Raw genomic sequence first — 25,187 nt, forward strand, 5'->3', positions numbered from 1 at the left:
GTGAGTTTATTCAAAAAATTATTTACCCCCCCAACTTATGCGCCGATCCGCGATAATAAAGCGGAGCGGAATCTCTTTGCACGCCGTGCATTAGTCGCGTTTGTAGGAACATTAGTATTGACTATGGTGTTAATGATGAATCTTTATCATCTTCAAGTTGAAGAGTTTGATAAGTACCAGACACGCTCTAATGGCAATCGCATTAAGTTACTGCCTGTTCCGCCTACTCGGGGATTAATTTACGATCGAAATGGCACATTGCTTGCTCAAAACTTAACGTTTTTTGGGTTATATATTATTCCTGAAAAAGTGGAGAATCTTGACCGCACTTTAGAGGAATTACGCGCGGTCATTGGATTGACAGATGAAGAAATTGAGCAATTTAAAAAAGAACGTCGCCGTTCCACAAGATATACCCCCATTTTACTTAAACCCGATTTAACAGAAGAACAAATTGCGCGATTTGCTGTTACGCAATATCAGTATCCGAGTTTAGATGTTCGTCCTTATTTTAGACGTCATTATATTTACGGTGAATCGATGACGCATATTTTAGGTTATGTCGCAAAGATTAATGATAAGGATGCAGAACGCCTAAAAAATGAAGAAAAATCTGCAGCATATTCCGGCACTACAGATATAGGAAAACTCGGCATTGAACGCTTTTACGAAGACCTGTTACATGGTACGGCCGGTTTTGAGCAAGTTGAAATCAATAACCGCGGAAAAGTTGTACGGAAGCTGAGTGAACAATTACCCGTTGCAGGAAAAAGTATTTACCTTACGATTGATTTACCTTTACAACAATATATTGCGGAATTATTAGGTAATCAAAAGGGGGCGGTTGTGGTAATGGATCCTAAAGACAGCAGTATTCTAGCCATGGTTTCTAGCCCAAGCTATGATAATAATCTCTTTGTTGGGGGGATTTCCGGCGAAGATTATAAACGCCTACTCAATGATGAAAATCGCCCATTATATAATCGGGTAACGCAAGGGGCATACCCTCCGGCGTCAACAGTAAAACCTTTTGTTGCGGTAGCTGCATTAACCGAAGGCACCATTACGCCTAACTGGACCATTCCTGATCCTGGTTATTTCCAATTACCTAATACAAGTAAAAAATTCCGTGACTGGAAGAAATCAGGACATGGTCCAACAAACTTGCAAAAAGCCATTACGGAATCTTCAGATACTTATTTCTACACCGTCGCTCATCGAATGGGGATTGACCGTTTGTCTGAATGGATGAAACGTTTTGGTTTTGGAATGCCTACAGGTATTGATATTAAAGAAGAAACCGCTGCCATTATGCCAACACGTGAGTGGAAGCAAAAACGTTATAAAAAACCTTGGGTCATGGGTGATACTATTCCTGTAGGTATTGGGCAAGGTTACTGGACAGCAACGCCATTGCAGCTTGCAAAAGCAACGGCGATTTTGGTGAACAATGGTAAGGTCAATACACCACATTTAATGAAAGAAACCCATGGTTCCACTATTGAGCCATATAAAGATCCGCTACTTTATGAAGATATTAAAGAGCCTACCACCGCGGCATGGAGTGCGGCAAAACGAGGCATGTATGGCGTAATTCATTCTCCGGCAGGTACGGGGCGTAAGGCGTTTGCCGGAACGGCTTATATTGCTGCAGGTAAATCAGGTACGGCGCAGGTCTTTAGTCTGAAAGAAGGGCAAAAATATAATGCGGCAAACTTAAAGAAATATTTACACGACCACGCGTGGTTTACTGCTTTTGCCCCTTATGAAAATCCACAAGTAGTCGTTTCCATTATTTTAGAAAATGCAGGTGGTGGATCAAGCAATGCGGCACCTGTCGTGCGTCGAATTATGGATTTTTACTTGAATAATCGCTTACCAAAATTAATGGCTGCTGAAAAAACGCCACCTCAGGAACATAGCGACGTTGTATTAAACGAAGTCCCGGCTGAAGATCCATTGCCGCCAGAGGATAAATCAGTGTCTGAAAATAATAGTGCGGTTGAAAATCCTCGAGGTTTGAATGAGCAAACCTTAGAAAATCAACCCGAGGAATAAAACAGATGAATGAAAAAAAATCATTAATTTCCTCTCTTTGGAAAAAAATGCATGTAGATTTTTGGTTATTGATAGGACTGATAGTCATTTCAGGGTATGGGCTACTTGTGCTTTACAGCGCGTCAGGTGGCAGTGAAATCATGTTCCGTAACCGCGTCATTCAAGTGATACTCGGATTTACGGTTATGTTTGTGATGGCACAATTTCCACCACGTTTTTATCAACAAATTGCGCCGTACTTATTTATAGTTGGAATCATTATGCTGATCCTAGTGGATGCTGTAGGCGCAACAAGTAAAGGTGCGCAACGTTGGCTGGACTTAGGTTTTATCCGCTTCCAACCTTCCGAGATTGTGAAGCTGGCCGTGCCTTTAATGGTTGCCGTTTATTTAGGTAATCGTCCTTCACCGGCCAGCGTTAAAGATACCATGTTGGCATTGCTGCTGATTATTGTTCCAACTTTATTAGTGGCTATTCAGCCCGATTTAGGGACCTCAATTTTAGTCAGTGCCTCAGGGATATTTGTGGTATTTTTAGCCGGAATGAGCTGGTGGCTGATTGCCAGTGCCGTTGTGGGGCTGGCTGGATTTATTCCAATCATGTGGCTTTATTTAATGCACGACTATCAACGTACTCGTGTATTAACGCTGTTAGATCCTGAAAAAGATCCTTTAGGTGCAGGTTATCATATTTTGCAATCAAAAATTGCTATTGGTTCGGGCGGCATCTTTGGAAAAGGTTGGATGCTGGGGACGCAGTCTCAGCTAGAATTTTTACCTGAGCCACATACCGACTTTATTTTTGCGGTATTAAGTGAAGAACATGGCATGCTCGGTGTGATTATTTTGCTTGCTATTTATTTCTTTATTATAATTCGAGGATTAATGATTGGTGTGCAAGCACAAAATGCCTTTGGGCGATTGCTAACCGGCGCACTCACGTTAATTTTCTTTGTGTATATTTTTGTAAATATTGGTATGGTAAGTGGTATTTTACCTGTAGTCGGTGTACCATTACCGTTAATAAGTTATGGTGGTACATCGTTTGTATCGCTGATGGCCGGGTTTGGACTCATTATGTCTATTCACACCCACAAACGAACCCTTTATTCCCAAGGGAACTAATTTTGATTCTGAGTGACTATTGCTCCAAATCGAAAGACAAAACTTGAGATAAACTTATGATTAAAACGAAATTAAAACTTTTTGTAACCGCGCTTTTGACTTTGGCGTTATCTGCCTGCACAGCCTCTGCACAAGCTAAACGCGCTACGAATCAACCTATTGTCAATCATACTCAAACCTTGGCAAACGCATTGAGCAAAGGGGTGTATCAAGTAAATGGTAAAACCTATACTACAGCCCCAAACACCAATGCAAAACATTATGAAAAACAAGGTAAAGCAAGCTATTATCATAATAAATTTAATGGTCGCCGTACTGCCAGTGGTGAAATTTACCAATCTAATTTATATACGGCAGCACATAATAGCTTACCGTTGGGTTCTTACGCGCTCGTCACCAATACGCTAAATAACCGTCAAGTTATTGTAAAAATTAATGATCGAGGCCCCTTTCATGGCGAACGAATTATTGATTTATCCCGTGTGGCTGCGGCAGATTTAGGTATGCTGCATGGCGGTGTAAGTAGTGTAAAAGTGGAAAAATTACACATTGCAAAAAATTATCCTCATTTATCAATTAACAAGTTAGAAGAATAAGCAGGTTTTATGTTCTTTACAGCCCTTAAAAAATCAAAAATCGCTTTATTAGCCGGTGTTATTTCTATTACAGCAAATGCGCAAAATGCAGAATTTGGCCAGATTCAATACCCAAATATGCAACCGCCACAGTTAAATGCGCAAACCTATATTTTGATGGATTATAATTCAGGTGCCATTTTAGCCGCACTTAATCCGGATCAACGCCAATATCCGGCCTCTTTAACTAAAATGATGACCAGTTATGTCATCGGTACAGCGTTAAAACAGGGCAAAATTCATAATAACGATATGGTGACCATTGGCGAAAGTGCGTGGGGTAGAAATTTCCCGGACTCATCCAAAATGTTTTTAAATTTAAATCAACAGGTTTCTGTTTCGGATTTAAATCGCGGTATCATTGTGGTGTCAGGAAATGATGCTTGTGTGGCAATGGCTGAACATATTTCCGGCTCAACAGAACAATTTGTTGCCTTAATGAATAAATATGTACAACAGTTTGGGTTAAAAAATACGAATTTCACCACACCACATGGTTTAGATGATCCGAATCAATATTCTTCTGCACGAGATATGGCAATCATTGGTTCACATATTATTCGTGATTTACCTGAAGAATATACTATTTATGCAGAAAAAGAGTTTACGTTCAACAAAATCAAACAACCTAATCGTAATGGGTTGTTGTGGGATAAAAGCATGAATGTGGATGGTATGAAAACGGGTCATACCAGTCAAGCAGGTTACAACCTAGTGGCCTCTGCAACTAATTCAAATAATATGCGCTTGATTTCTGTCGTCATGGGCGTGCCGACGTATAAAGGTCGTGAAGTTGAAAGCAAAAAATTATTGCAGTGGGGCTTTAACAGCTTTGATACATTTAAAACCTTAGAAGCCAATAAAGCAGTCGGTGAGCAGTCTGTCTATTATGGTGACGAAGGTAAAATTGCTGTGGGTGTATTACAAGATGGCTTTATTACGATTCCAAAAGGCCGCCAAGCCGACTTAAAAGCACGCATGGAATTTGACCAAAAATACTTAGAAGCACCATTAGCAAAAGGGCAAATTCTAGGAAAGGTCGTTTATAGCCTTGATGGTCGAGATGTCGCAACCGTAACATTACAAGCGATGCAGGATGTTGGTGAAGCAAGTTTTATAGGTAAAGCTTGGGATTGGCTAGTGTTAACCATAAAAGGTTTATTTGATTAAAACTAACTAAAAAAGCCGCACTCTAAAGTGCGGTGATTTTTTCTTGATATTAGGAACAATTCATTATGACAGTAACAACTCGTGAATTTAATTTAGCAGATGTACCACAACAACAATTAAAAGATTTATTGGAATTTCCTTGTGCCTTTACCTTTAAGGTAGTGGGGAAAAATCGTGATGGTCTGATGGATGACGTCGTAGTGGTGACGCAAAAATATGCTAAAGGCGATTATAATCCACGTGAACATTTAAGTTCAAAAGGCACGTATAAATCTGTTTCTATCGATATTAAAGCAGAGAATATCGAACAAGTAGAAACCCTTTATGCGGAATTGGCTAAAATAGACGGTGTAAGAATGGTGCTGTAATGGCAATTGCATTAAATATACGCCAATTGGGTATTCAAGACTACCAAACCGTCTGGCAAAAAATGCAGGATTTTACGGATAGCCGTGATACCACAACTCCCGATGAAATTTGGTTGGTTCAACACCCTTCGGTCTTTACCCAAGGGCAAGCAGGAAAGCCTGAACATTTATTAAATCCCACAAATATTCCTGTTGTGCAATCTGATCGTGGTGGTCAAATTACTTACCACGGCTTAGGGCAACAAATTATGTACGTGCTCATTGATATTAAACGCCAAAAGGCAGAAGGTCATGAGTTAAACGTACGTCAATTAGTGACCGCACTGGAACAATCAGTAGTACAAACTTTAGCGGATTATGGTGTAAAAGCTTATCCTAAAATAGATGCACCGGGAGTTTATGTGGACATGAATGGGCAAGAGAAAAAGATTTGTTCTCTTGGTTTAAGAATTCGGAAAGGTTGTTCTTTTCACGGATTAGCATTCAATATCAATATGGACTTAACCCCATTTAGAAATATCAATCCTTGCGGATATGCGGGTTTAGAAATGTGCCAATTAGCAGATTTTATTCAACCGGAACAAGCAAGTTGTGATTTGGTTGCACCAAAATTAATTGCTCACTTTGTTAAAATTTTAGGCTATAATACGCAACAAATTTTTAACATTTAAACTTTTTTTTAAAATGGGTTAGTCAAGCCTGATTAACCCGATATTTAGGAATATAGTGATGAGCAATACACCTTTTAAAATGGAGCGTGGCGTGAAATATCGTGACGCTGCCAAAACCTCTATTATTCAAGTCCGTAATATCGACCCTGATCAAGAATTACTCCCTAAACCTGCTTGGATGAAAATTAAATTACCTGCTAGTTCAGCCAAAATTAATTCAATTAAAAACGGCATGAGAAGACATGGTTTACATTCGGTTTGTGAAGAAGCATCTTGCCCAAATCTCCATGAATGCTTTAACCATGGAACAGCGACTTTTATGATTATGGGGGCAATTTGTACACGCCGCTGCCCATTCTGCGATGTGGCCCATGGTAAACCATTGCCATTAGATCCCGATGAACCTCGTAAAGTTGCTGAAACTGTACAGGATATGAAATTAAAATACGTGGTCATTACTTCGGTAGATCGTGATGATTTACCTGATCGTGGCGCCGCCCATTTTGCTGCAACAGTGCGTGAAATTAAAGCGTTAAACCCGGATTGCAAAGTGGAAATCCTTGTACCTGATTTCCGTGGACGTGTAGAACAAGCGATCGCTATCCTAAAACAAAATCCACCTGATGTGTTTAATCATAACTTAGAAAATGTGCCTCGCTTATATCGTGAAGTTCGCCCTGGTGCAGATTATAATTGGTCCCTTGAACTGCTTAAAATTTTTAAACAAGAATTTCCTGATATTCCAACGAAATCAGGATTAATGGTGGGGTTAGGTGAAACAAACGAAGAAATTCTGGCTGTTATGCGTGATCTACGTCAACATGGTGTCACTATGCTGACAATTGGCCAGTATTTACAGCCTAGTCGTCACCATTTAAAAGTTGAACGTTATGTGCCACCTGAAGAGTTTGATATGTTCCGTGATGAGGCAGAAAAAATGGGATTTGAGCATGCCGCTTGTGGACCATTTGTTCGTTCATCCTATCACGCTGATCTACAAGCTAGTGGTGGGTTGGTAAAATAATATAATTTATATTTCAAAAATAAGGTGAAGTTAAACTCACCTTATTTTTTTATAAATAAATTTTTTAGCCTATTAATACCTATAAATAGGTATTAATAATACTTGATTATTTTAAGTTCACGTTCATTCCCAATTTTTAAATTTTAAAATACATTTTTACTTCTGAAATCTCTATTTAATACCTATTATTAGGTATTCAAATCACGCTAAAAAACCGCAGAAATCAAAGGGTAATCAGAATATTTTGATCCAACTCAAAGAACATGCATTTAATAGTGAAAACGTTGATAGAATTTGTTATTTTATAATAGAAAATTTTTCTTTTTATTGGGTATTTTATTAACTAATGAGATAAATTCTCGATAAATATTAGTTATACCAATAAAAATATAATTTATACAACAAATAACCTTGGTTATTAATTTTATGGAGTGATTACCGTGAACATTCTAAGAAAAACGCTATCTTCTCTAACAATTGCCGGTTTGGGTTTAATGATGGTGAGTTCTGTGTGGGCAGAAACCGCTATCTCCTCAGTAGAACAACCTAAAGTGGCTGAGAAAAAAGCCCCAACAAAAGAAGAACTCGCCCCGGCGAACAAGAATCTGAAAATTGAATCATCTAATGAAAAATTTGCAGAAAAATATCCAAATCAATACAAAAGCTGGAAAGATACCTCAAAATCAACAGAGGCGGCTCCAGCCGTTGAGCAAGATCCTCGTTTGATTGTGCTATGGGGTGGATATGCTTTTGCTAAAGAATATAACAAGCCTCGTGGCCATTTCTATTCTGTCACCGATGTACGCAACATTTTACGTACAGGCGCACCGAAAGATGAAAATAGCGGCCCACAACCAATGGCTTGCTGGACATGTAAAGGCCCTGATGTACCACGTTTAATTGCGGAATTAGGTGAAGAAGGTTACTTCTCAGGCAAATGGGCAAAAGGCGGGGCTGAAGTGGTTAACTCTATCGGTTGTGCTGACTGTCATGACACCACATCAAAAGAGTTTGAAGAAGGTAAACCAGCATTACGCATTGCCCGTCCACATGTTTTACGTGCATTAGATGCCATTGGTAAAGATTTCCCAAGTTTAGATCGTGATGATAAACGTGCAGCAGTTTGTGCGAACTGTCACGTTGAATATTATTTCGATAAAAGCACTGGTGCCAATAACGTGGTTTTCCCTTGGATGAAAGGGGTTGATGTCGATAGTATTGAAAAATACTACGATGAAATTGGCTTCAAAGATTGGGAACACTCTATTTCAAAAGCGCCAATGCTTAAAACGCAACACCCTGATTATGAAACTTGGTTACAAGGAACTCATGGTAAAAATGGCGTAACCTGTATCGATTGTCACATGGCAAAAGTACAAGGTCCCGATGGTAAAGTATTTACCGATCACCGCATCTCTAACCCATTACAGGATAACTTTGAAAATACTTGTGCAAAATGTCACGATCAAAGTAAAGAAACTTTAACTAACACTATTGCGGCTCACAAAAAAGACATTAAAGATGTAATGATCAAATTGGAAGACCAATTAGTGAAAGCGCATTTTGAAGCCAAAGCCGCATGGGATGCCGGCGCAACCAAAGAAGAAATGCATGATGCATTACAAGCAATTCGTCATGCACAATGGCGTTGGGATTATTCAGCCGCTGGTCACGGTGGTCATATGCACGCACCTGATATTATCTTAAAAGTCATTGCTTCAGGTTTAGATCGCGTTGCAGACGCACGTGCGAAATTAGCCGTAGTACTGGCTAAACATGGCGTTCAACAACCAATTCAATATCCAGATGTTTCAACGGCAGAAAAAGCCTGGAAAGTCATGGGTATTGATATTGAAAAAGAACGTAAAGATAAAGAAGAGTTCATTAAAACAGTCATTCCTGAGTGGAATAAAGAAGCAATTGAGAAAGGCTTAATTTTAACGCCACCACCTGCAAAATAATGAAAATTTGACCGCACTTTGTCCTATAAGCACAAAGTCATCTAGGCAAAATTAATATAAAGTGCGGTCAATTTTAAGCAAGAATTAAGGTATGAATATGAACTTACTAATGAAATTAACGAAATTCTCTGCGTTACTTGGGGCATTGCTATTTATCGTTTCTTCTGCTCAAGCAGAGACAGCAAAAGCCTCAGAACAAACAGTGACTAAACAGGTTTATGAACCTGAATTAGAAAATGATCGTAATCCCAATGAGTATTGTGCGAAATGCCATAGCTTAGATGCGTCAAGTGCAGAACAGGCTAAAGGGGAATTTCATGCAGGAAAATTCCATGGTGTTCATTTGGAAAAACTCAATCCAAGTACGGGAAAACCGATTACTTGCGTTAGCTGCCACGGTAATATCACAGAAAATCACCGTAAAGGCGTTAAAGATGTAATGCGCTTCCACGGCTTATGGGATCAAGATCAAACTATTAAATACAGTGCCGCAGAACAAAATCAGGTTTGTTTCTCATGTCACCAACCTGAAAAATTGCAAGAAAAATTCTGGGCGCACGATGTTCATTCGATTAAATTACCTTGCGCAAGTTGCCATAAAGTCCATCCTGATAAAGAGCCAATGAAAGGTATGGAATCGAAAGCCCGTGTGAAACTTTGTGTCGATTGTCATGGCGAACAGCAAAAGCAAAAAGAAGCTCGTGAACAACAATCAACAACAGAAAAAAAGGATAAAAAATGACAGCTTGCTCACGCCGAGACTTTGTTTCTGGAATGGGGGCGTTAATCCTTACAACAGGAACAACAGTTAGTTTAACGGCACAAGGTGAAAGTGAACAGCCAACCCAAGCAAAACGCTATGCAATGGTACATGACGAAACCGCCTGCATAGGTTGTACAGCTTGCATGGAAGCCTGTCGCGAAACAAACCAAGTGCCGGAAGGTGTTTCTCGTTTGGAAATTATCCGTAGTGAACCTATTGGAGAATTTCCGAACCAAGAATACGAATTTTTCCGTCAATCATGTCAGCATTGTACTAATGCCCCTTGTGTTAAGGTTTGCCCAACTGGGGCATCATTTATCGATCCTGAAACAGGCATTGTGGATGTACATAAAGATCTTTGTGTGGGTTGCCAATATTGTATTGCCGTATGTCCATATCGCGTACGTTTTATTCATCCTGAACATAAAACCGCGGATAAATGTAACTTCTGTCGCGATACCAATTTAGCAAAAGGTAAACAGCCTGCTTGTGTTGAAGCTTGTCCAACAAAAGCATTGACCTTTGGGGATATGAATGATCGAAACAGTGCTGTCGCTCGAAAAGTTCGCGAAAACCCAGTTTATCGCACCAAAGTCAATCTTGGTACAGAACCGAACTTATACCATATCCCAACCGGCAAAGGGGAGCATAGATAATGACAGAATATTTTCACACACCCAACCTTGTCTGGGATAGCACCATTGCAATTTATCTCTTTTTATTAGGGATTTCATCAGGTGCAGTACAATTAGCTATTGCTTATCGCCGAAGCCATCATATGGATAAACCAAGCCAAAACTGGATTATCCGAAGTGCCTTATTTTTAGGTACCGTACCAACCTTAGTGGGATTAACGCTGTTAATATTCCACTTAGCGCGTCCTTGGACATTCTGGAAATTGATGTTTAATTATCAATTTAATTCCGTGATGTCTATGGGGGTAATGCTATTCCAAGTGTATATGCTGTTTATGGTCATTTGGGCGGCGGTTATCTTTAAACATGAATTGGACGTACTCATTAAACGCTTTGTCCCAAAACTTCAATTTATCACCACATTGATTAACAAGATTGACGGTTTGTTCAATTTTGCCGAAGTCATCTTGTTTGTACTCGCTGCGGTGTTAGGGGCATACACAGGGTTCTTGCTCTCTGCATTAATCAGCTATCCAATGTTGAATAACCCTGTTTTACCTGCGTTATTCTTAGCATCAGGGACATCATCAGGTATTGCCGCTACTTTCCTTTGTATCTTAATTGCAGGAAAATTAAAAGGCGACAGCCATGAAGTGCATTTTATCCATAAATTTGAAGTACCGATTATGGTCACTGAATTAGGTTTGATTGTCTGTTTCTTTGTGGGATTATACTTTGGTGATGCCTCAAAAGTGCAAGCCTTATATAACGCTTTATCCGGTTTCTGGGGAGCGGTATTCTGGATTGGGGTCATGTTCATTGGTATCTTAATCCCATTAGTGGCAAACTTATTTGCCGGTGAGAAATTAAAATACAACGCAAAATTCATTATTTTAGTCTCAATTTTCGACTTAATTGGTGTATTATGCTTACGTTATTTTATTTTGTACGCAGGGCAATTAACCATTGCAGGATAAGTGAGTTATCGAATAAAATCAGGGGCGTTTTTAACGCCCTTTCAATTTAAATATCCCCTTGAAATTACGAATAAACGAATAAAATGCTGCCTGAACTTGGATTTATTGCACTGCTAATCGCCACACTTTCTTGTGTTTTTCTTGCCGTTATTCCCCATATCGGCATAGCCAAAAATACCGAGAATTTAATCCGCACTTCGTGGCATTTAAGCTATTGTTTTACGCTTTTTACCGGCCTTTCTATCGGTATTCTTGCTTATAGCTTTGCGGTAGATGATTTTTCTTTAGACTATGTTGCAGCCCATTCTAATTCTCAACTTCCAATGTTCTTCAAGATTGCTGCAACTTGGGGCGGACACGAAGGCTCAATGTTGTTTTGGCTTTTTTCCTTAAGTGTTTGGGTAAGCCTATTTGCTTATTTTAGCCGTAAAATCAATCCCATTATTGCGGCGCGAACCCTGGCTATTCTTGGCTTAATTTGCCTTGGTTTTTGTCTTTTTATTCTTTATTTTTCTAATCCCTTTATCCGCCAATTTCCTGTACCACCGGAAGGTCGCGATCTCAATCCCATGTTACAAGATATCGGATTGATTTTTCATCCGCCATTACTCTATTTAGGCTATGTCGGGTTTGCGGTGAACTTTGCCTTAACAATTTCTGCCTTGCTTGCAGGACAATTTAACGCACTGATTGCACGTTGGATGCGCCCTTGGGTGTTGCTCTCTTGGTTATTTCTCACCCTTGGCATTGTACTTGGTGCATGGTGGGCTTATTACGAATTAGGCTGGGGCGGCTGGTGGTTTTGGGATCCTGTAGAAAATGCGTCTTTAATGCCTTGGCTGTTAGGTTTGGGCTTATTGCATAGCTTAATAGCCACAGAACAGCGCGGTATTTTTAGTTATTGGAGCATTTTGCTCTCGCTGTTAGCCTTTGCCTTCAGTTTGCTCGGCACCTTTATTGTGCGCTCGGGTGTACTCACTTCCGTGCATGCTTTCGCAGTAGATGGTGAACGCGGTACGGCATTATTAGCCTTATTCTTTTTGTTAACCGTAGGCTCGCTCACATTATTTGCCTTCAAAACCAATTTACAAGCCAACTTGCCAAAAAGCGCGGTGAAATTTTCATTGTTTTCTAAAGACGTGTTGATATTAACGGCGAATATTTTATGGGCAGTGGCAACAGTGAGTGTTTTCCTTGGCACTTTCTATCCCATGTTTTTTACCGCGATGGGCTGGGGCTCAATTTCTGTTGGTGCCCCTTATTTCAATAGTATTTTCGTACCACTTATTGTGCTGATGTTGGTGGCAATGGTGTGGGTATTAGCGACAAAATGGCAAAATACCAACCGCACTTTATGGCAAAAATATCTTGCCTTATTGTTGCCCGCCATCCTGATTGCCTATGGATTAATCGATGACACCATGGCACAAGAACCAACATTAAAATTTCATTGGATCGCATTTTTACTGTTAAGTTTGGCTATTTGGCTATTAATCGCCACCCTTTGGCAAAATTGGATGGCGATAAATCGCCGAAAATTAGGGGTGATTTTTGCTCATTGTGGCGTAGCAATTACAGTGATCGGCGCGGTAATGTCGAGTTATTTCGGCTCAGAAATAGGTGTTCGTTTAGCCCCAAATCAACATCAAAGCTTAAATGGCTACGACTTCCATTATTTAGGCTTTAGTCATGAAATTGGCGCCAACTATACCAGCGAAAAAGCCCATTTTGAGATAACAAAAAATGGCCAAAAATATACCGCACTTTTTCCTGAACGCCGTTATTACGATGTTCGTACCATGAATATGTCAGAAGTCGGGATTAACTGGGGGCTCTTCGGGGACATTTACATTGTTATGGGCGATAAATTAACCAAAGAAAGCGGTATTCCAGGGGAGTTTACTTTTCGATTACATTACAAACCTTTTGTAGGGTGGTTGTGGTTTGGAGGCATCTTAATGGCAATAGGCGCAATGTTCGCTGTTTTGGGACGAAAAAATAAAAATGAAAAAGAGAGAAATTAAGTAGATGAAAGATAAGAGGAATTTGAGAAAGAAGTGGTGCCGACTATCGGAATCGAACTGATGACCTACTGATTACAAGTCAGTTGCTCTACCTACTGAGCTAAGTCGGCACTGAAGAAAGTGCCGCTATTATATGAATTTTTTTATGTCTTGCAACTTTTTTTTTGAAGAAATTTTAAATGATGAAGAAAAAACTCTTATTATTTTTACCACTAATGCTTATTTTGGGAATTTGTAGCCTGTTATTTATGGGATTGCAGCAAGATCCGAAAAAAATTGCTTCTGCGTTAATTGATAAACCTGTGCCAGAATTTTTCCAAGCCGATTTGCAAGATAGTAACATTATTCGGAGTAATAAAGATTTTCCTAAAAAAGCCTTTTTAATCAATGTATGGGGAAGTTGGTGTTATTATTGCAAACAAGAACATCCCTTATTAAAAGAGCTTGCTGCGCAGGGCGTTACAATTATTGGGCTGAACTATCGCGATAAAAAAACAAATGCGTTAGCCTATTTACAACATTCAGGAAATCCATTTTTGTTTAATATTGATGATAGCCACGGAAAACTTGCCATGCAGCTCGGTGTTGATGGCGCGCCTGAAACTTACATTGTCGATCAATATGGTGTGATCCGTTATCGTTATTCAGGAGCATTTGATCGAAATGCGATGTTAAATATTATTTTGCCTGAATTGGAAAAATTAAAATGAAAAAATGGTTAGGTTTCTTGTGTTTGATTTTCAGTCTTTCCGCTTATGGAGAGATGGTAGATACATTCCCATTTAAACACACAGAAGATCGTATTCGTGCCGTTGAATTAGCAAAATCCTTACGTTGCCCACAATGTCAAAATCAAAATTTAGTCGAATCCAATTCGCCTATTGCTTATGACTTGCGTCTTGAAGTGTACAAAATGATCAATGAAGGCAAAAGCAATGAGCAAATTATTGATGTGATGACAGCACGTTTTGGTCATTTTGTTCTTTATAAGCCACCTTTTCACTGGCGAACGGCCTTACTTTGGGGCTTACCCTTTTTGTTGCTGAGTGCGGCGTTAGTGGCAATGTGGCATTATGGCAAAAAACATGAAGAACAAGCTGCCCCACAAGAAACAAACAAGGATACATTACCCTTAGAAAAAAAGGTGGTATTTCCAACAAGTGAGATAAAAAAAAGTGCGGTTAAAAATACGCCTATTTTTTTGTGGGGAATATGGTTAAGTTTACTCATTGTGCCGCTGACGTATTATTTTACCCTTAATCGTTTTAATGTGGCACAACAAGGTGAACAGGCATTTACACAAGCGCAACAGCAAATACAAAGCGCGACTGCGCATACTCGTAATGAAGATTACGTTATTTCTATTCAAAACAAATTACGCAAAGATCCTAATGATGCGCAAGGGTGGATTGAGTTAGGACAGGCGTATGTATTAAGTAATGAATTTGAAAATGCTTTAACCGCTTATGCCAATGCAGAAAAAATAACGGGTACAAAACCTGTCATTTTGGGCTTAGCCGCTACCGCACTTTATTATCAAGCAGGTCAGCGCATCACCCCAAAAGTACAACAATTCATTGACGTTGCGTTGCAACAAGATCCCTACGAAACCGCAAGTTTGTCTTTACTGGCATCTGATGCGTTTTTACATACGGATTACGCAAATGCCTTGAAATATTGGCAAATGTTATTGGATAGTGAACGTCCCGATATCAATCGCCGCCAAATTATTGAAACCATGAGAATGGCGGAAAATTTATTAAGAGCAAAGAAAGTAAATGAATAATTACAGTGAAACCATCATCATCGGTGCCGGTGCATCAGGTTTATTTTGTGCGGCTCAAATCGGACAGGCTGGCAAGCAGGTAACAGTTTTCGACAGCGGTAAAAAGATTGGTCGTAAAATTCTGATGTCGGGCGGTGGCTTTTGTAACTTCACCAATATGGATGTAAAACCAAGTTGCTATTTATCGCAAAACCCGCATTTTGTGAAATCCGCTTTAGCACGCTATACTCAATGGGATTTTATTGGCTTAGTGTGTGAATACGGCATTGCTTATCATGAAAAAGGCCATTCAGGTCAATTATTTTGTGATCATTCAGCGCAAGATATTGTGTCTTTACTCGAAAAAGAATGTCAAAAAGGCAACGTTCATCTTCACTTACGCCAACAAGTTGAATGTGTTGACCTTATAGAAAATGATAGCAAAGCGCGATTTAAAATTCGGACAAATGGTACAGAATGGCATTGTTGGAACTTAATCATTGCCACAGGTGGCTTATCTATGCCAGCCTTAGGTGCCTCTTCTTTTGGCTATAAAATTGCAGATCAATTTGGTATTAATGTCATTCCACCGCGAGCTGCCTTAGTGCCCTTTACCTATCGCGAAACGGATCAATTTTTGAGCGCGCTTGCAGGAGTCTCTTTGCCCATTGAAGCGACCATAAAACAAACCACCTTTCGTGAAAATATGCTATTTACCCACCGTGGATTATCAGGCCCGGCAATCCTACAGATTTCAAGTTATTGGCAACCCAATGAATCTGTCACGATTAATTTATTACCGTCAGAGGATATTACTGCCAAATTAATAGAACTGCGTCAATCATCGCCAAATATGCAGCTAAAAAACGCATTAACACAATATTTGCCAAAACGTTTAGTAGAACTGTGGATTGAACAGGGTGTGTTAAACATACCCAATAAAGTCTTGGCTCAATTAAGCAAAACAGAGTTGCAAACAATTCAACAACTTGTGCATTGTTGGGCATTTTTCCCTAATGGCACAGAAGGTTATCGCACTGCAGAAGTGACTTTAGGCGGCGTGGATACCCATGAAATTTCATCCAAAACCATGGAATGTCAGAAAGTAAAAGGATTGTATTTTATTGGCGAAGTGTTGGATGTGACAGGTTGGTTAGGCGGCTTTAACTTCCAATGGGCTTGGAGTTCCGCCTACGCCTGTGCAGAAAATATTATTCAGCGTTAAGATCTAGAATCTATTTATCTTTCAATAAATCGCCGCTAAAGTGCAAATTGCGGCGTAACTTCATTGGTGAGTTCAACTAAATCGTGAATATTGATTAGCCAATGAGGTGAAACATTTTCCGTTAATCCACGTGCTTGCACATCATTATCTAATACATAGATAGACGCTTTGCATTGCGCCAATAAATCTGCTGCCTTAATGACAAGAAAGACACCGTTTTGCCATAAAACAACTGCATCCTTTTCATTCATATATTGAAAATAACGGCTAAGTTCCTTTTTGTCGTAACTGGCTTGAGAAAAAGTATAAAGCATAATCCTTTCCTAAAAGGTGAAAATTTTATCCGCACTTTGTAATTTTTCGATAATTTCAGCGCGTTTCAAAATATGACAAGGCAGGATAATTTCTTTATCCGCTAAATCTCTTTCCACAACGCTTTCTTCGCAAAGATAACGCTGATCGATCTCATTTAATTCAAGCAACTTAAATGTGCTAATAAAATCTTTTTGGTGGATTTTTTCAGGCTGCTGATTGGCAAGCAAATTAAATATCCCATCTTCAATAAAGAACACGGCAATATCGTCTTCATTACTAAATGCTGTTGCAGCTAATAGTGTGTCCAAACCTTCACGACTGGATGATGAACCATAAGGCGGTGAACGAAAAACAAAAGCAAGTTTAGTCATAATGTTACCACTCGATCCGCTTGTAAAGTAGCCATAATAAATTCACCTAAACCAGCTATCACAAAACCCTCAGCAAGATTCGTCTCTTCGGGCGAAAATGCAGTTAACTTATCCACAATACCACGGCGTTGGCTGGCTGCCACACAAAGATTTAAGGGGATATTATATTGTTGACTCAATGCCTGCCATGCCTTCACTAAGTTGAATTCATCATTGGCTGGATAAACAAATTTATTGCCATTGCTGACACCATCTTGAAAAAAGAATATCTGTGTAATGTCATTGTCTTGAGCTATTACTTGTCTGGCAAATTGATAGGCTGAGAACGCACCTTGCGAACCATAAACAGGTTGCTTAATTGCAATCACATAGCGCATTATTCTTGTTCCTGTTTAATTTGACGGATATAAAGATACACAGTATGACGCGAAATATCTAAGCGTTCTGCTACCAAATTAATCGCATCTTTAATATCAAAAATACCTTTCTCAAATAATGAAATGACAATTTGGCGATTTTTATTATTATTCGCCACATAACGATCGCTGGTCACTTCTTCAATCGTTTGTTCCATCGTTTGAATAACCAAATCTTCCACTGAGCTGGCAAAGTTAACAATAGAAGTTTCATTATTGTCATTCGTTGGCATTAATGCTTGAATAAATTGAGAAACAGGCACTTCAAGATTAATATTAATACACAGTAAACCAATAATTCGTTGGCTACTATTGCGAATGGCAATGGTTACAGACTTCATTAAACCGTTACTTTTAGCACGAGTGAAATAAGGCTTTGAAACACTGTCTGTTTTCATATTGTGCAAGGATTGTAATGCACGGTCAGTAATCGGCGACCCTTCTTGACGATTTGTATTATGTCCATTTGCAATATAAATGGCTGAACGCTCTAGATTTTCTAAGGAATGCAAAACAATCTCGCAATGGCTACCAATCAGCGCGCTAACGCCATCCACTACTGCGCGATAAGAATTAATGATCGTACGATCTTCATCCGTAAAAGGACGCTGGTCATTAAACATGAAAAACTCTCAATTATCGGTTCAGCTAAGGTTGTAGAACGATAAACCTTATATGAGCCATATAGGGTTTGTCAACGCTCTCACCGCAATTAAGAGCAGTCAGACTGCTGACAAAGTTTTACTTAATAATCTGAAATATTTTGATTTCAAAAATATCTTGATATGAAATGACTGTAGGGACACACTGCGTGTGTCCGTCATCAATTTTTTTACACCTTTTTGATTGAATTAATCATTTTCGGACACACGCAGTGTGTCCCTACAATGTTATTTGATGTTTGTCAGCAGTCTAACCGCACTTAAGTGCGGTCAATTTTTATTTTATTTTGCTGGCGTTACGTCCAATACTTCAACATCAAAATGAAGGGTTGAGTTAGCAGGAATAACGCCCAAATCTTGCTCACCATATGCTAAATTAGCAGGGATCACAAGCTCAATTTTCCCACCTTTTTTCACTAATTGTAAACCTTCTGTCCAACCTGGAATAACCTGGTTTAATGCAAATTCAGCCGGTTGACCACGCTCAACAGAACTATCAAAGACGGTACCGTTTGGCAATTTACCGGTGTAATGTACTTTTACTGTGTCTTCAGGTTTAATTGCTACACCCTCACCTTCTTTTTCAATACGATAAAGTAAACCAGATTTCGTTTCTTTCACACCTTCTTTTGCTTTAAATTCTGCCGCAAATTTCTCACCATCAGCTTTGGCTTGTTTCGCCGCAGCTGCTGCTTTTTCTGCCTCTTCTTTGGCTTTTGCTTCCGCCGCTTTGTTCAATTTATCATTAAGTGCGTTTAACGTTTCTTGCAATTCTTTATTTTGAGATAAATCGACCTTACCTGCTAACGCATCTTTTACACCTGTCAATAACTTATCTTGATCATAGTTAATGATCTCTTTTTGTGAATCCACTAACCCTTTTAAATCAGAGCCAAGCAACACGCCTACCGCATAAGAAGAATCTTTCACTAAACTTTCGTCCGCTTGTGTAGTCGGCTGAGTTTGTGCCGCGGGTGCATTTTTTTCTTTTTCATTACAAGCGGCTGTCGCAAACACTGCGCCTACTAATAATGCGATAGCTGAAATTTTTTGAATTTTTAACATTGTTTTTCCTTTATATGGTTTAAAATAAACGGCTATTAGGTTAAATCCTATTTAACAAATGTACAACATTTATTTGAGATATTATGCAAAATTTTGAAAATCGTATCACTGAATTAGAAATGAAATTGACATTTCAGGACAATTTATTGGAAGAATTAAATCAAGCGTTAGTTGAACAACAATTTGTGATTGATAAAATGCAAGTTCAATTACGCTATTTGGCAAATAAGTTAAAAGATATGCAACCCTCAAATGTTGCCAGCCAATCAGAAGAAACACCCCCTCCGCATTATTAGATATCCCAGCATGGCAGAGCCATACTGGGTTACGCATAAATCAGCCCCTTTGGGGCTGAGAATTAGAGTGGCAAAGCCACTCAACTATGCGTGACCTAGTACGCATTTTGCGTGCCAGGTATAAAATAGTATATTTTATAAGCATAAAACATCAACAAACCCTAGCGTTCTTACCTAAAAAAACGCACTTTAGTCATAACACTAAAGTGCGGTTATTTTACATGAATTTTGCTAAATTATTTTGCGCAGCCACAGCCTGCTTCAGCAATTTTCTTTTCAAAACGTTCATTAGCAAAATCCCAGTTTACAACATTCCAGAATTCTTTAATGTAGTCTGGACGACGATTTTGGAATTTTAAGTAGTAAGCATGTTCCCAAACATCTAAACCAATTAATGGATAGCCTTCACAACCCGCAATCTCTTTACCCATTAATGGAGAGTCTTGGTTTGCGGTTGAAACAACAGCTAATTTGCCATTTTCTTGTAATACTAACCACGCCCAACCTGAACCAAAGCGTGTTGTTGCTGCTTTTTCAAATTCTGCTTGGAATGCTTCAAACGAACCAAAGTCACGTACGATAGCGTCTTTTAATGTACCTTGTAAGGTTGTGCCTTTTTTCAAATTTTTCCAGAAGAAAGTGTGATTAACATGACCACCAATATTATTACGAGCACCTGTAATTTTGTCTGCCGGTACTTTATTTAAATTTTGTAATACAAAACCTGCGCAACCTTGTTCTGCTAGTGCAGCTAATTCAGGTGTATTTTCTAATAAAGCGTTTGCATTGTTTACATAAGTTTGGTGATGTTTGCTATGGTGAATTTCCATAGTTTGTGCATCAAAATGAGGTTCTAGTGCATCGTAGGCGTAGCCTAATTCAGGTAATGTGTAAGCCATAATATTTCCTTTTTGTGTTGACTGAATTGCATTCAATTTTAACAGTAAAATTGATTTAGATCATCTTTTATATAAAAAAACCAACCTTAAAAATGGTTGGTTTTGCCTATTTATTTAATTTGAGTTTCTATCACTCCACCACCCAAGCAAATTTCACCTTGATAAAATACCGCACTTTGACCCGGCGTCACTGCAATTTGCGGCTCATCAAATACCACACGAATATTTTCATCATCAATAGGAATAATTTCGCAGGGAATATCCGTTTGACGATAGCGTGTTTTTACTGTGCAGCGCATTGGTTCACGAATCGGCTGACGATCAACCCAATGCAACTGGCTGGCGGTCAACCCTGTAGACAACAATGCAGAATTATCATGCCCTTGCGCTACAATTAATACGTTATTGATTAAATCTTTTTCCACCACATAAAACGGTTCTTCGCTCAAGCCTTGCACACCGCCAATACCTAAACCTTTGCGCTGTCCAAGAGTGTGGTACATTAACCCATCATGACGACCAACCACACGCCCATCAACAGTGCGAATTTCGCCGGGTTGAGCCGGCAAATAACGTGCTAAAAAATCTTTAAATTTACGTTCACCAATAAAACAAATGCCCGTAGAATCCTTTTTCTTCGCGGTAATTAAGCCGAGCTCTTCTGCAATTTTACGTACAATCGGTTTTTCAATATCACCTACTGGAAATAAACTCTGCCCAACTTGTTTTTTACTTAAAGTGTACAAGAAATAACTCTGATCTTTATTATTATCTAAACCACGTAAAAGTTGCGCATTATCATCAGAACCTGCACGGCGCACATAATGCCCTGTAGCAATATAATTTGCGCCCAAATCTTCGGCCGCATATTCTAAAAAGGCTTTAAACTTGATTTCTTTGTTACAAAGAATATCGGGGTTTGGGGTGCGTCCTGCTTGATATTCCGCTAAGAAATGTTCAAATACATTATCCCAAAATTCCGCTGCAAAGTTGATTTTATGCAACTTCATACCAAGCTTATCCGCGACTGCTTGTGCATCCGCTAAATCAGCGGCTGCAGTACAATAATCGGTGTCATCATCTTCTTCCCAGTTTTTCATAAACAAGCCTTCCACTTGGTAGCCTTGTTGTTGCAAGATAAAAGCAGAAACAGAAGAATCAACCCCACCAGACATCCCCACAATCACTTTCTTAGTGGCATTGTCGGCTAACTGTTCAGGGCTAAGTTTAGCGAAGTATTGGTTGTAAGTTGTTGAAATTAACATATTTTCTCCGTTAGCTCAGTTCAAGGCTGAGTACATTGATTAATTAAAAAAGAAACAGTGCTATTTTACTTCATAAAACTGCGGTTCTTTTTTGGCAAATTTTTCTTCATATTCAGCAATAGCCTGTTCATCACCTGCATCAAGTTTCTTTTGCAAGTTATCACAAGGCTCTTCGCAGTCGCACATTTTTTTCATCCCTAGCGCGGTGATGCCACCACAACTGCCCTTGATGGTTTTCTTTTTGATGATATAGCCAATCGCCATACCAAAGATCACAAGAAGAAAAATCCCAAAGGTAACAATAAATAATTTCATAATTTTTCCTTATATTAACCGCACTTATTGATTTAAAAGTGCGGAGAATGTTGACGACATTTTAGTTTCAAAGCCATTATCTGTTTTAATAATTAAATACACAGGGATTTGCTCTTTTTCTGCCACTTCTAAAGCTTTTTCTTCACCCAAGACAAATAAGCCTGTGGATAAACCATCTGCTGTCATCGAACTAGGGTGTAACACCGTAATTGACGCGAGATGGTGCTGAATAGGTTGACCCGTTTTCGGATCGATTTCGTGGGCAAAACGTTTCCCATTTTCTTCAAAATAAATACGATAATTCCCCGATGTAGCCATTGCTAAATCTTGTAAACCAATGACCTGCTCAATAGAACGTGAACCGTCAAAACTCGGTTTTTCAATAGCGATTTGCCAATCTTTACCTTCGATATTTTTTCCTTTTGTACGAATTTCTCCGCCAATTTCCACCATGTAATCTTTCGCACCGACCTGTTCAAGGGTTTCTGCTACTAAATCTACACCAAAACCTTTTGCAATAGATGACAGATCCACATAAAGTTGTGGCACGGATTTTTCAAGGTAAAATTTCCCATCACGTTGGGTTAATTTTAATTTTTCAATGCCTACCCATGCTTGGCGTTCTGCGAGTTGTTCCGCAGTAGGTTGTCTCTCTGGGCGTTTTTCAGGCCCAAATCCCCAGAGGTTCACGACTGGGCCGACAGTAACATCTAATGCCCCTTCCGTCACCTGATTTAAACGAATAGCTTCGCGGATCACTGTTGCCAAATCCGTTGAAATTTCAACAGGTTGATTCACTTCTGTAAATTGATTAAAACGGCTCAGCTCAGAATTTTTGTCATAGGTGGACATCTTCGCATTGACATCTTTTAACACCATTTCAATTTTGGCATGGGCTTTGTCTTTGTCTAAATTCAGATTGCCGTCATCAATATATTTAATGTGATAAGTCGTCCCCATGGTTTTGCCCATCAAAGACACCACTTCAGGATCTTTTTGACACCCGGTCAAACTAAAGGTAACCGCTAAAAGTGCGGTGAAAATTAGAGAGATTTTTTTCATATTCTTAAGGAATTAACACTTCATATTTTTGCAAAATGATTTGCTTAAAGGATTCGCTACAGCTTGCCCAATCCACAATATCCACTTTAAAAGGCAAATCCGAATCACTAAAAGCGAGTTCTAATTGCGTTAGCTCTCGAATCGTTAAAGGCGTTGTAGTGAGCAAAGCTAAATCTATATCTGAGAAAGGCTTATGTGTTCCTTTCACGCGAGATCCGAATACCCAAACAGGTGTGTTGAGGCATTTTTCAGATAAAATCGATTTAATTATTTGCAATTCTTGAGCACTTACATTAATCATTGGCATTACGTTTTTGTAGCTCTTTCAACAAAAAACGACTACTTTCTAAAAAGCCTGCAATGCCATTGTAAACTTGCTGTGCTTTTATTTCGTCATAAGTATGTGAAGTAATATTGCGCATTTTCCGATAATCTAGCCAATCTTCAAAATGCTCAATTAATCCGACTTGAGCCGCTAAGCGCAAAATATCGCGAAACTCCGCAGAATCCACATCCAAATCATTCGAGGCAATTTTCTTTAATTGCCGTTTCAACATTTTGATACCAAGCTCATAGACAAACTCAAATTTCTGTATTGCGCCTGCAATAAGGGTATCTTGAATTATTGGCGGCTGAGACTGAAACCAAGCCTGATTTTCTAGGGATTGAATAGTTTCTTCCAAAGATTTGAATGCATTTTCAAGGGCGATAATATTTAGCTGTTCACTCATAGGGTTAATTATCTTTTAGATTATCAATATAAAACTGATTGATTAGCTGTGTACCAATGATATGCACGGTTGATTTTTAATCGGTTATTTTGAAAACGGTCGAAGTTCTAAATGTTTAGAAATTCGACCGCACTTTTCACTTAAGTGTGATTAAAATCAACCACCGAAGTCATCTAATAAGATGTTTTCATCTTCAACGCCTAAATCTTTCAGCATTTTGATTACTGCGGCGTTCATCACTGGTGGACCACACATATAGTATTCACAATCTTCCGGTGCTTCATGGTTTTTGAGATAGTTCTCATAAAGCACATTGTGAATAAAGCCTGTGTAACCTGTCCAGTTATCTTCCGGCAATGCATCAGAAAGCGCAACATGCCATACGAAGTTGTCATTTTCTGCCGCTAATTGATCAAAGTCTTCTTGGTAGAAAATTTCACGTTTAGAACGTGCACCATACCAGAATGACATTTTACGTTTTGATTTCAAACGTTTTAATTGGTCAAAGATATGTGAACGCATTGGCGCCATACCAGCACCACCACCAATAAATACCATTTCGTTGTCGGTTTCTTTTGCAAAGAATTCACCGAATGGACCAGAAATAGTGACTTTATCACCCGGTTTTAATGACCAAATATAAGATGACATTTGACCTGGTGGTACATCTGGGTTACGTGGTGGAGGCGTTGCAATACGCACGTTAAGCATAATAATGCCTTTCTCTTCCGGATATGAAGCCATTGAATAAGCACGAATAATATGCTCGTCCACTTTTGAAGTGTAACGCCATAAATTAAACTTATCCCAGTCTTCATGATATTCTTCTGGAATATCGAAGTCTTTATAGTGAACGGTATGTGGTTCTGCCTCAATTTGGATATAACCACCTGCGCGGAATGGAACTTCTTCACCTTCAGGAATTTGAAGTTTAAGTTCTTTGATGAAGGTTGCTTTGTTATCGTTAGAAATAACAGTACATTCCCATTTTTTCACACCAAAGATTTCTTCCGGAAGTTCAACATCCATTGAAGATTTTACATTCACTTGACACGCTAAACGCCAACCTTCTTTTGCTTCTTTTTTCGAGATGTGTGAAAGTTCTGTTGGAAGAATTTCGCCACCACCTGATTTTACTTGTACACGACATTGACCACATGAGCCACCGCCACCACAAGCTGATGAAACGAAGATACCTTTGCTTGCTAATGCCCCTAATAATTTACCACCAGCCGGTAAGGTAATTCCTTTTGCTGGATCGTTATTGATAGAAATAGTGATGTCACCACTATCAACTAATTTAGATTTGGCAATCAAAATAATCACAGCTAATACTAAAACGATTGCTGTAAATGCGCCAATACCGAAAATAAAATTACTATCCACGATG

Annotated in this window: 28 protein-coding genes and 1 tRNA gene; 16 read left to right on the forward strand and 13 right to left on the reverse strand. The window is 39.1% G+C overall.

Annotated features, from left to right (window positions below; translation table 11 throughout):
- The 12 genes from mrdA to nrfE all read left to right on the forward strand — a co-directional run bounded on the left by mrdA (position 1) and on the right by nrfE (position 13,410).
- A complete protein-coding gene (gene mrdA, locus Q0O89_RS00675) occupies positions 1 to 2,058 on the forward strand; it encodes a penicillin-binding protein 2 (protein WP_293729891.1) in 2,058 nt (685 codons plus the stop codon).
- 5 nt (positions 2,059 to 2,063) lie between these two features.
- Positions 2,064 to 3,182 (forward strand): rod shape-determining protein RodA, encoded by a 1,119-nt coding sequence (rodA, locus tag Q0O89_RS00680; RefSeq protein ID WP_293729892.1) that lies wholly within the window; start codon positions 2,064 to 2,066, stop codon positions 3,180 to 3,182.
- 56 nt (positions 3,183 to 3,238) lie between these two features.
- Positions 3,239 to 3,778: a septal ring lytic transglycosylase RlpA family protein gene (locus Q0O89_RS00685; RefSeq protein ID WP_293729893.1), complete on the forward strand. Its 540-nt coding sequence runs from the start codon at positions 3,239 to 3,241 to the stop codon at positions 3,776 to 3,778.
- Between the two features lie 9 nt (positions 3,779 to 3,787).
- Positions 3,788 to 4,987 carry a serine hydrolase gene (locus tag Q0O89_RS00690; protein WP_293729894.1) on the forward strand — a complete coding sequence of 400 codons (1,200 nt, stop codon included), beginning with the start codon at positions 3,788 to 3,790 and terminating at the stop codon, positions 4,985 to 4,987.
- Between the two features lie 65 nt (positions 4,988 to 5,052).
- Positions 5,053 to 5,355 carry a DUF493 family protein YbeD gene (gene ybeD / locus Q0O89_RS00695; protein WP_293729895.1) on the forward strand — a complete coding sequence of 101 codons (303 nt, stop codon included), beginning with the start codon at positions 5,053 to 5,055 and terminating at the stop codon, positions 5,353 to 5,355.
- Positions 5,355 to 6,026: a lipoyl(octanoyl) transferase LipB gene (gene lipB, locus Q0O89_RS00700; protein WP_293729896.1), complete on the forward strand. Its 672-nt coding sequence runs from the start codon at positions 5,355 to 5,357 to the stop codon at positions 6,024 to 6,026. Before ybeD ends, lipB begins: the two co-directional genes overlap by 1 nt.
- A 58-nt stretch (positions 6,027 to 6,084) precedes the next feature.
- The gene (gene lipA / locus Q0O89_RS00705; RefSeq protein WP_293729897.1) at positions 6,085 to 7,050 is read left to right on the forward strand and encodes a lipoyl synthase; all 966 of its coding nucleotides are present in this window, start codon (positions 6,085 to 6,087) and stop codon (positions 7,048 to 7,050) included.
- Between the two features lie 440 nt (positions 7,051 to 7,490).
- Positions 7,491 to 9,011: an ammonia-forming nitrite reductase cytochrome c552 subunit gene (gene nrfA / locus Q0O89_RS00710; RefSeq protein ID WP_293729898.1), complete on the forward strand. Its 1,521-nt coding sequence runs from the start codon at positions 7,491 to 7,493 to the stop codon at positions 9,009 to 9,011.
- Positions 9,012 to 9,102: 91 nt separating this feature from the next.
- Complete coding sequence (nrfB, locus tag Q0O89_RS00715) at positions 9,103 to 9,753, forward strand: cytochrome c nitrite reductase pentaheme subunit (protein WP_293729899.1); 651 nt, start codon at positions 9,103 to 9,105, stop codon at positions 9,751 to 9,753.
- Entirely contained in the window at positions 9,750 to 10,430 is a 681-nt protein-coding gene (gene nrfC / locus Q0O89_RS00720; RefSeq protein ID WP_293729900.1) for a cytochrome c nitrite reductase Fe-S protein, read from the forward strand. The genes nrfB and nrfC overlap by 4 nt, the downstream gene beginning before the upstream one ends.
- Positions 10,430 to 11,386, forward strand: coding sequence for a cytochrome c nitrite reductase subunit NrfD (gene nrfD / locus Q0O89_RS00725; protein ID WP_293729901.1), 957 nt, complete (start codon positions 10,430 to 10,432; stop codon positions 11,384 to 11,386). The genes nrfC and nrfD overlap by 1 nt, the downstream gene beginning before the upstream one ends.
- 83 nt (positions 11,387 to 11,469) lie before the next feature.
- A complete protein-coding gene (nrfE, locus tag Q0O89_RS00730) occupies positions 11,470 to 13,410 on the forward strand; it encodes a heme lyase NrfEFG subunit NrfE (RefSeq protein ID WP_293729902.1) in 1,941 nt (646 codons plus the stop codon).
- A 34-nt stretch (positions 13,411 to 13,444) separates the two neighbouring features.
- Here nrfE and Q0O89_RS00735 read toward each other — a convergent pair.
- Positions 13,445 to 13,520 (reverse strand) — tRNA-Thr (locus Q0O89_RS00735).
- A gap of 72 nt (positions 13,521 to 13,592) precedes the next feature.
- Here Q0O89_RS00735 and Q0O89_RS00740 point away from each other — a divergent pair.
- From Q0O89_RS00740 to Q0O89_RS00750, 3 genes are read left to right on the forward strand one after another with little or no spacing between them, the layout of a single operon-like run.
- Positions 13,593 to 14,120 carry a DsbE family thiol:disulfide interchange protein gene (locus Q0O89_RS00740; protein WP_293729946.1) on the forward strand — a complete coding sequence of 176 codons (528 nt, stop codon included), beginning with the start codon at positions 13,593 to 13,595 and terminating at the stop codon, positions 14,118 to 14,120.
- Positions 14,117 to 15,196 (forward strand): heme lyase NrfEFG subunit NrfF, encoded by a 1,080-nt coding sequence (nrfF, locus tag Q0O89_RS00745; RefSeq protein WP_293729903.1) that lies wholly within the window; start codon positions 14,117 to 14,119, stop codon positions 15,194 to 15,196. Before Q0O89_RS00740 ends, nrfF begins: the two co-directional genes overlap by 4 nt.
- The gene (locus Q0O89_RS00750; protein ID WP_293729904.1) at positions 15,189 to 16,400 is read left to right on the forward strand and encodes an NAD(P)/FAD-dependent oxidoreductase; all 1,212 of its coding nucleotides are present in this window, start codon (positions 15,189 to 15,191) and stop codon (positions 16,398 to 16,400) included. The genes nrfF and Q0O89_RS00750 overlap by 8 nt, the downstream gene beginning before the upstream one ends.
- Positions 16,401 to 16,435: 35 nt before the next feature.
- On the opposite strand, the gene tusB is transcribed toward Q0O89_RS00750, so the two are convergent.
- The 5 genes from tusB to fkpA form a co-directional block, all read right to left on the reverse strand.
- Positions 16,436 to 16,714 carry a sulfurtransferase complex subunit TusB gene (gene tusB / locus Q0O89_RS00755; protein WP_293729905.1) on the reverse strand — a complete coding sequence of 93 codons (279 nt, stop codon included), beginning with the start codon at positions 16,712 to 16,714 and terminating at the stop codon, positions 16,436 to 16,438.
- Between the two features lie 9 nt (positions 16,715 to 16,723).
- The gene (tusC, locus tag Q0O89_RS00760) at positions 16,724 to 17,086 is read right to left on the reverse strand and encodes a sulfurtransferase complex subunit TusC (protein ID WP_293729906.1); all 363 of its coding nucleotides are present in this window, start codon (positions 17,084 to 17,086) and stop codon (positions 16,724 to 16,726) included.
- Positions 17,083 to 17,463, reverse strand: a complete 381-nt coding sequence (gene tusD, locus Q0O89_RS00765) for a sulfurtransferase complex subunit TusD (RefSeq protein ID WP_293729907.1) — start codon at positions 17,461 to 17,463, stop codon at positions 17,083 to 17,085. Before tusD ends, tusC begins: the two co-directional genes overlap by 4 nt.
- The gene (locus tag Q0O89_RS00770; protein WP_293729908.1) at positions 17,463 to 18,125 is read right to left on the reverse strand and encodes a transcriptional regulator; all 663 of its coding nucleotides are present in this window, start codon (positions 18,123 to 18,125) and stop codon (positions 17,463 to 17,465) included. Before Q0O89_RS00770 ends, tusD begins: the two co-directional genes overlap by 1 nt.
- Before the next feature lie 321 nt (positions 18,126 to 18,446).
- Positions 18,447 to 19,229, reverse strand: coding sequence for an FKBP-type peptidyl-prolyl cis-trans isomerase (gene fkpA, locus Q0O89_RS00775; protein WP_293729909.1), 783 nt, complete (start codon positions 19,227 to 19,229; stop codon positions 18,447 to 18,449).
- 83 nt (positions 19,230 to 19,312) lie between these two features.
- Between fkpA and Q0O89_RS00780 the strand changes: the two genes are divergently transcribed.
- Positions 19,313 to 19,525 (forward strand): SlyX family protein, encoded by a 213-nt coding sequence (locus Q0O89_RS00780; RefSeq protein WP_293729910.1) that lies wholly within the window; start codon positions 19,313 to 19,315, stop codon positions 19,523 to 19,525.
- Positions 19,526 to 19,761: 236 nt separating this feature from the next.
- On the opposite strand, the gene sodA is transcribed toward Q0O89_RS00780, so the two are convergent.
- From sodA to nqrF, 7 genes are all read right to left on the reverse strand, one after another.
- Positions 19,762 to 20,424 carry a superoxide dismutase [Mn] gene (gene sodA / locus Q0O89_RS00785; RefSeq protein ID WP_293729911.1) on the reverse strand — a complete coding sequence of 221 codons (663 nt, stop codon included), beginning with the start codon at positions 20,422 to 20,424 and terminating at the stop codon, positions 19,762 to 19,764.
- A 110-nt stretch (positions 20,425 to 20,534) separates the two neighbouring features.
- A complete protein-coding gene (gene mnmA / locus Q0O89_RS00790; RefSeq protein WP_293729912.1) occupies positions 20,535 to 21,689 on the reverse strand; it encodes a tRNA 2-thiouridine(34) synthase MnmA in 1,155 nt (384 codons plus the stop codon).
- A 60-nt stretch (positions 21,690 to 21,749) separates the two neighbouring features.
- Positions 21,750 to 22,004, reverse strand: coding sequence for a (Na+)-NQR maturation NqrM (nqrM, locus tag Q0O89_RS00795; protein ID WP_273395237.1), 255 nt, complete (start codon positions 22,002 to 22,004; stop codon positions 21,750 to 21,752).
- A gap of 24 nt (positions 22,005 to 22,028) precedes the next feature.
- A complete protein-coding gene (locus Q0O89_RS00800) occupies positions 22,029 to 23,066 on the reverse strand; it encodes an FAD:protein FMN transferase (RefSeq protein WP_273395236.1) in 1,038 nt (345 codons plus the stop codon).
- A 4-nt stretch (positions 23,067 to 23,070) separates the two neighbouring features.
- Complete coding sequence (locus tag Q0O89_RS00805) at positions 23,071 to 23,367, reverse strand: nucleotidyltransferase domain-containing protein (protein ID WP_293729913.1); 297 nt, start codon at positions 23,365 to 23,367, stop codon at positions 23,071 to 23,073.
- Positions 23,360 to 23,797: a nucleotidyltransferase substrate binding protein gene (locus Q0O89_RS00810; RefSeq protein ID WP_273395235.1), complete on the reverse strand. Its 438-nt coding sequence runs from the start codon at positions 23,795 to 23,797 to the stop codon at positions 23,360 to 23,362. Before Q0O89_RS00810 ends, Q0O89_RS00805 begins: the two co-directional genes overlap by 8 nt.
- A gap of 156 nt (positions 23,798 to 23,953) precedes the next feature.
- The gene (nqrF, locus tag Q0O89_RS00815) at positions 23,954 to 25,183 is read right to left on the reverse strand and encodes an NADH:ubiquinone reductase (Na(+)-transporting) subunit F (protein WP_293729914.1); all 1,230 of its coding nucleotides are present in this window, start codon (positions 25,181 to 25,183) and stop codon (positions 23,954 to 23,956) included.
- Positions 25,184 to 25,187 lie beyond the last annotated feature (4 nt).

The sequence above is a fragment of the uncultured Actinobacillus sp. genome, assembly GCF_945915845.1.
In the GTDB taxonomy this organism is placed as follows: Bacteria; Pseudomonadota; Gammaproteobacteria; order Enterobacterales; family Pasteurellaceae; genus Exercitatus.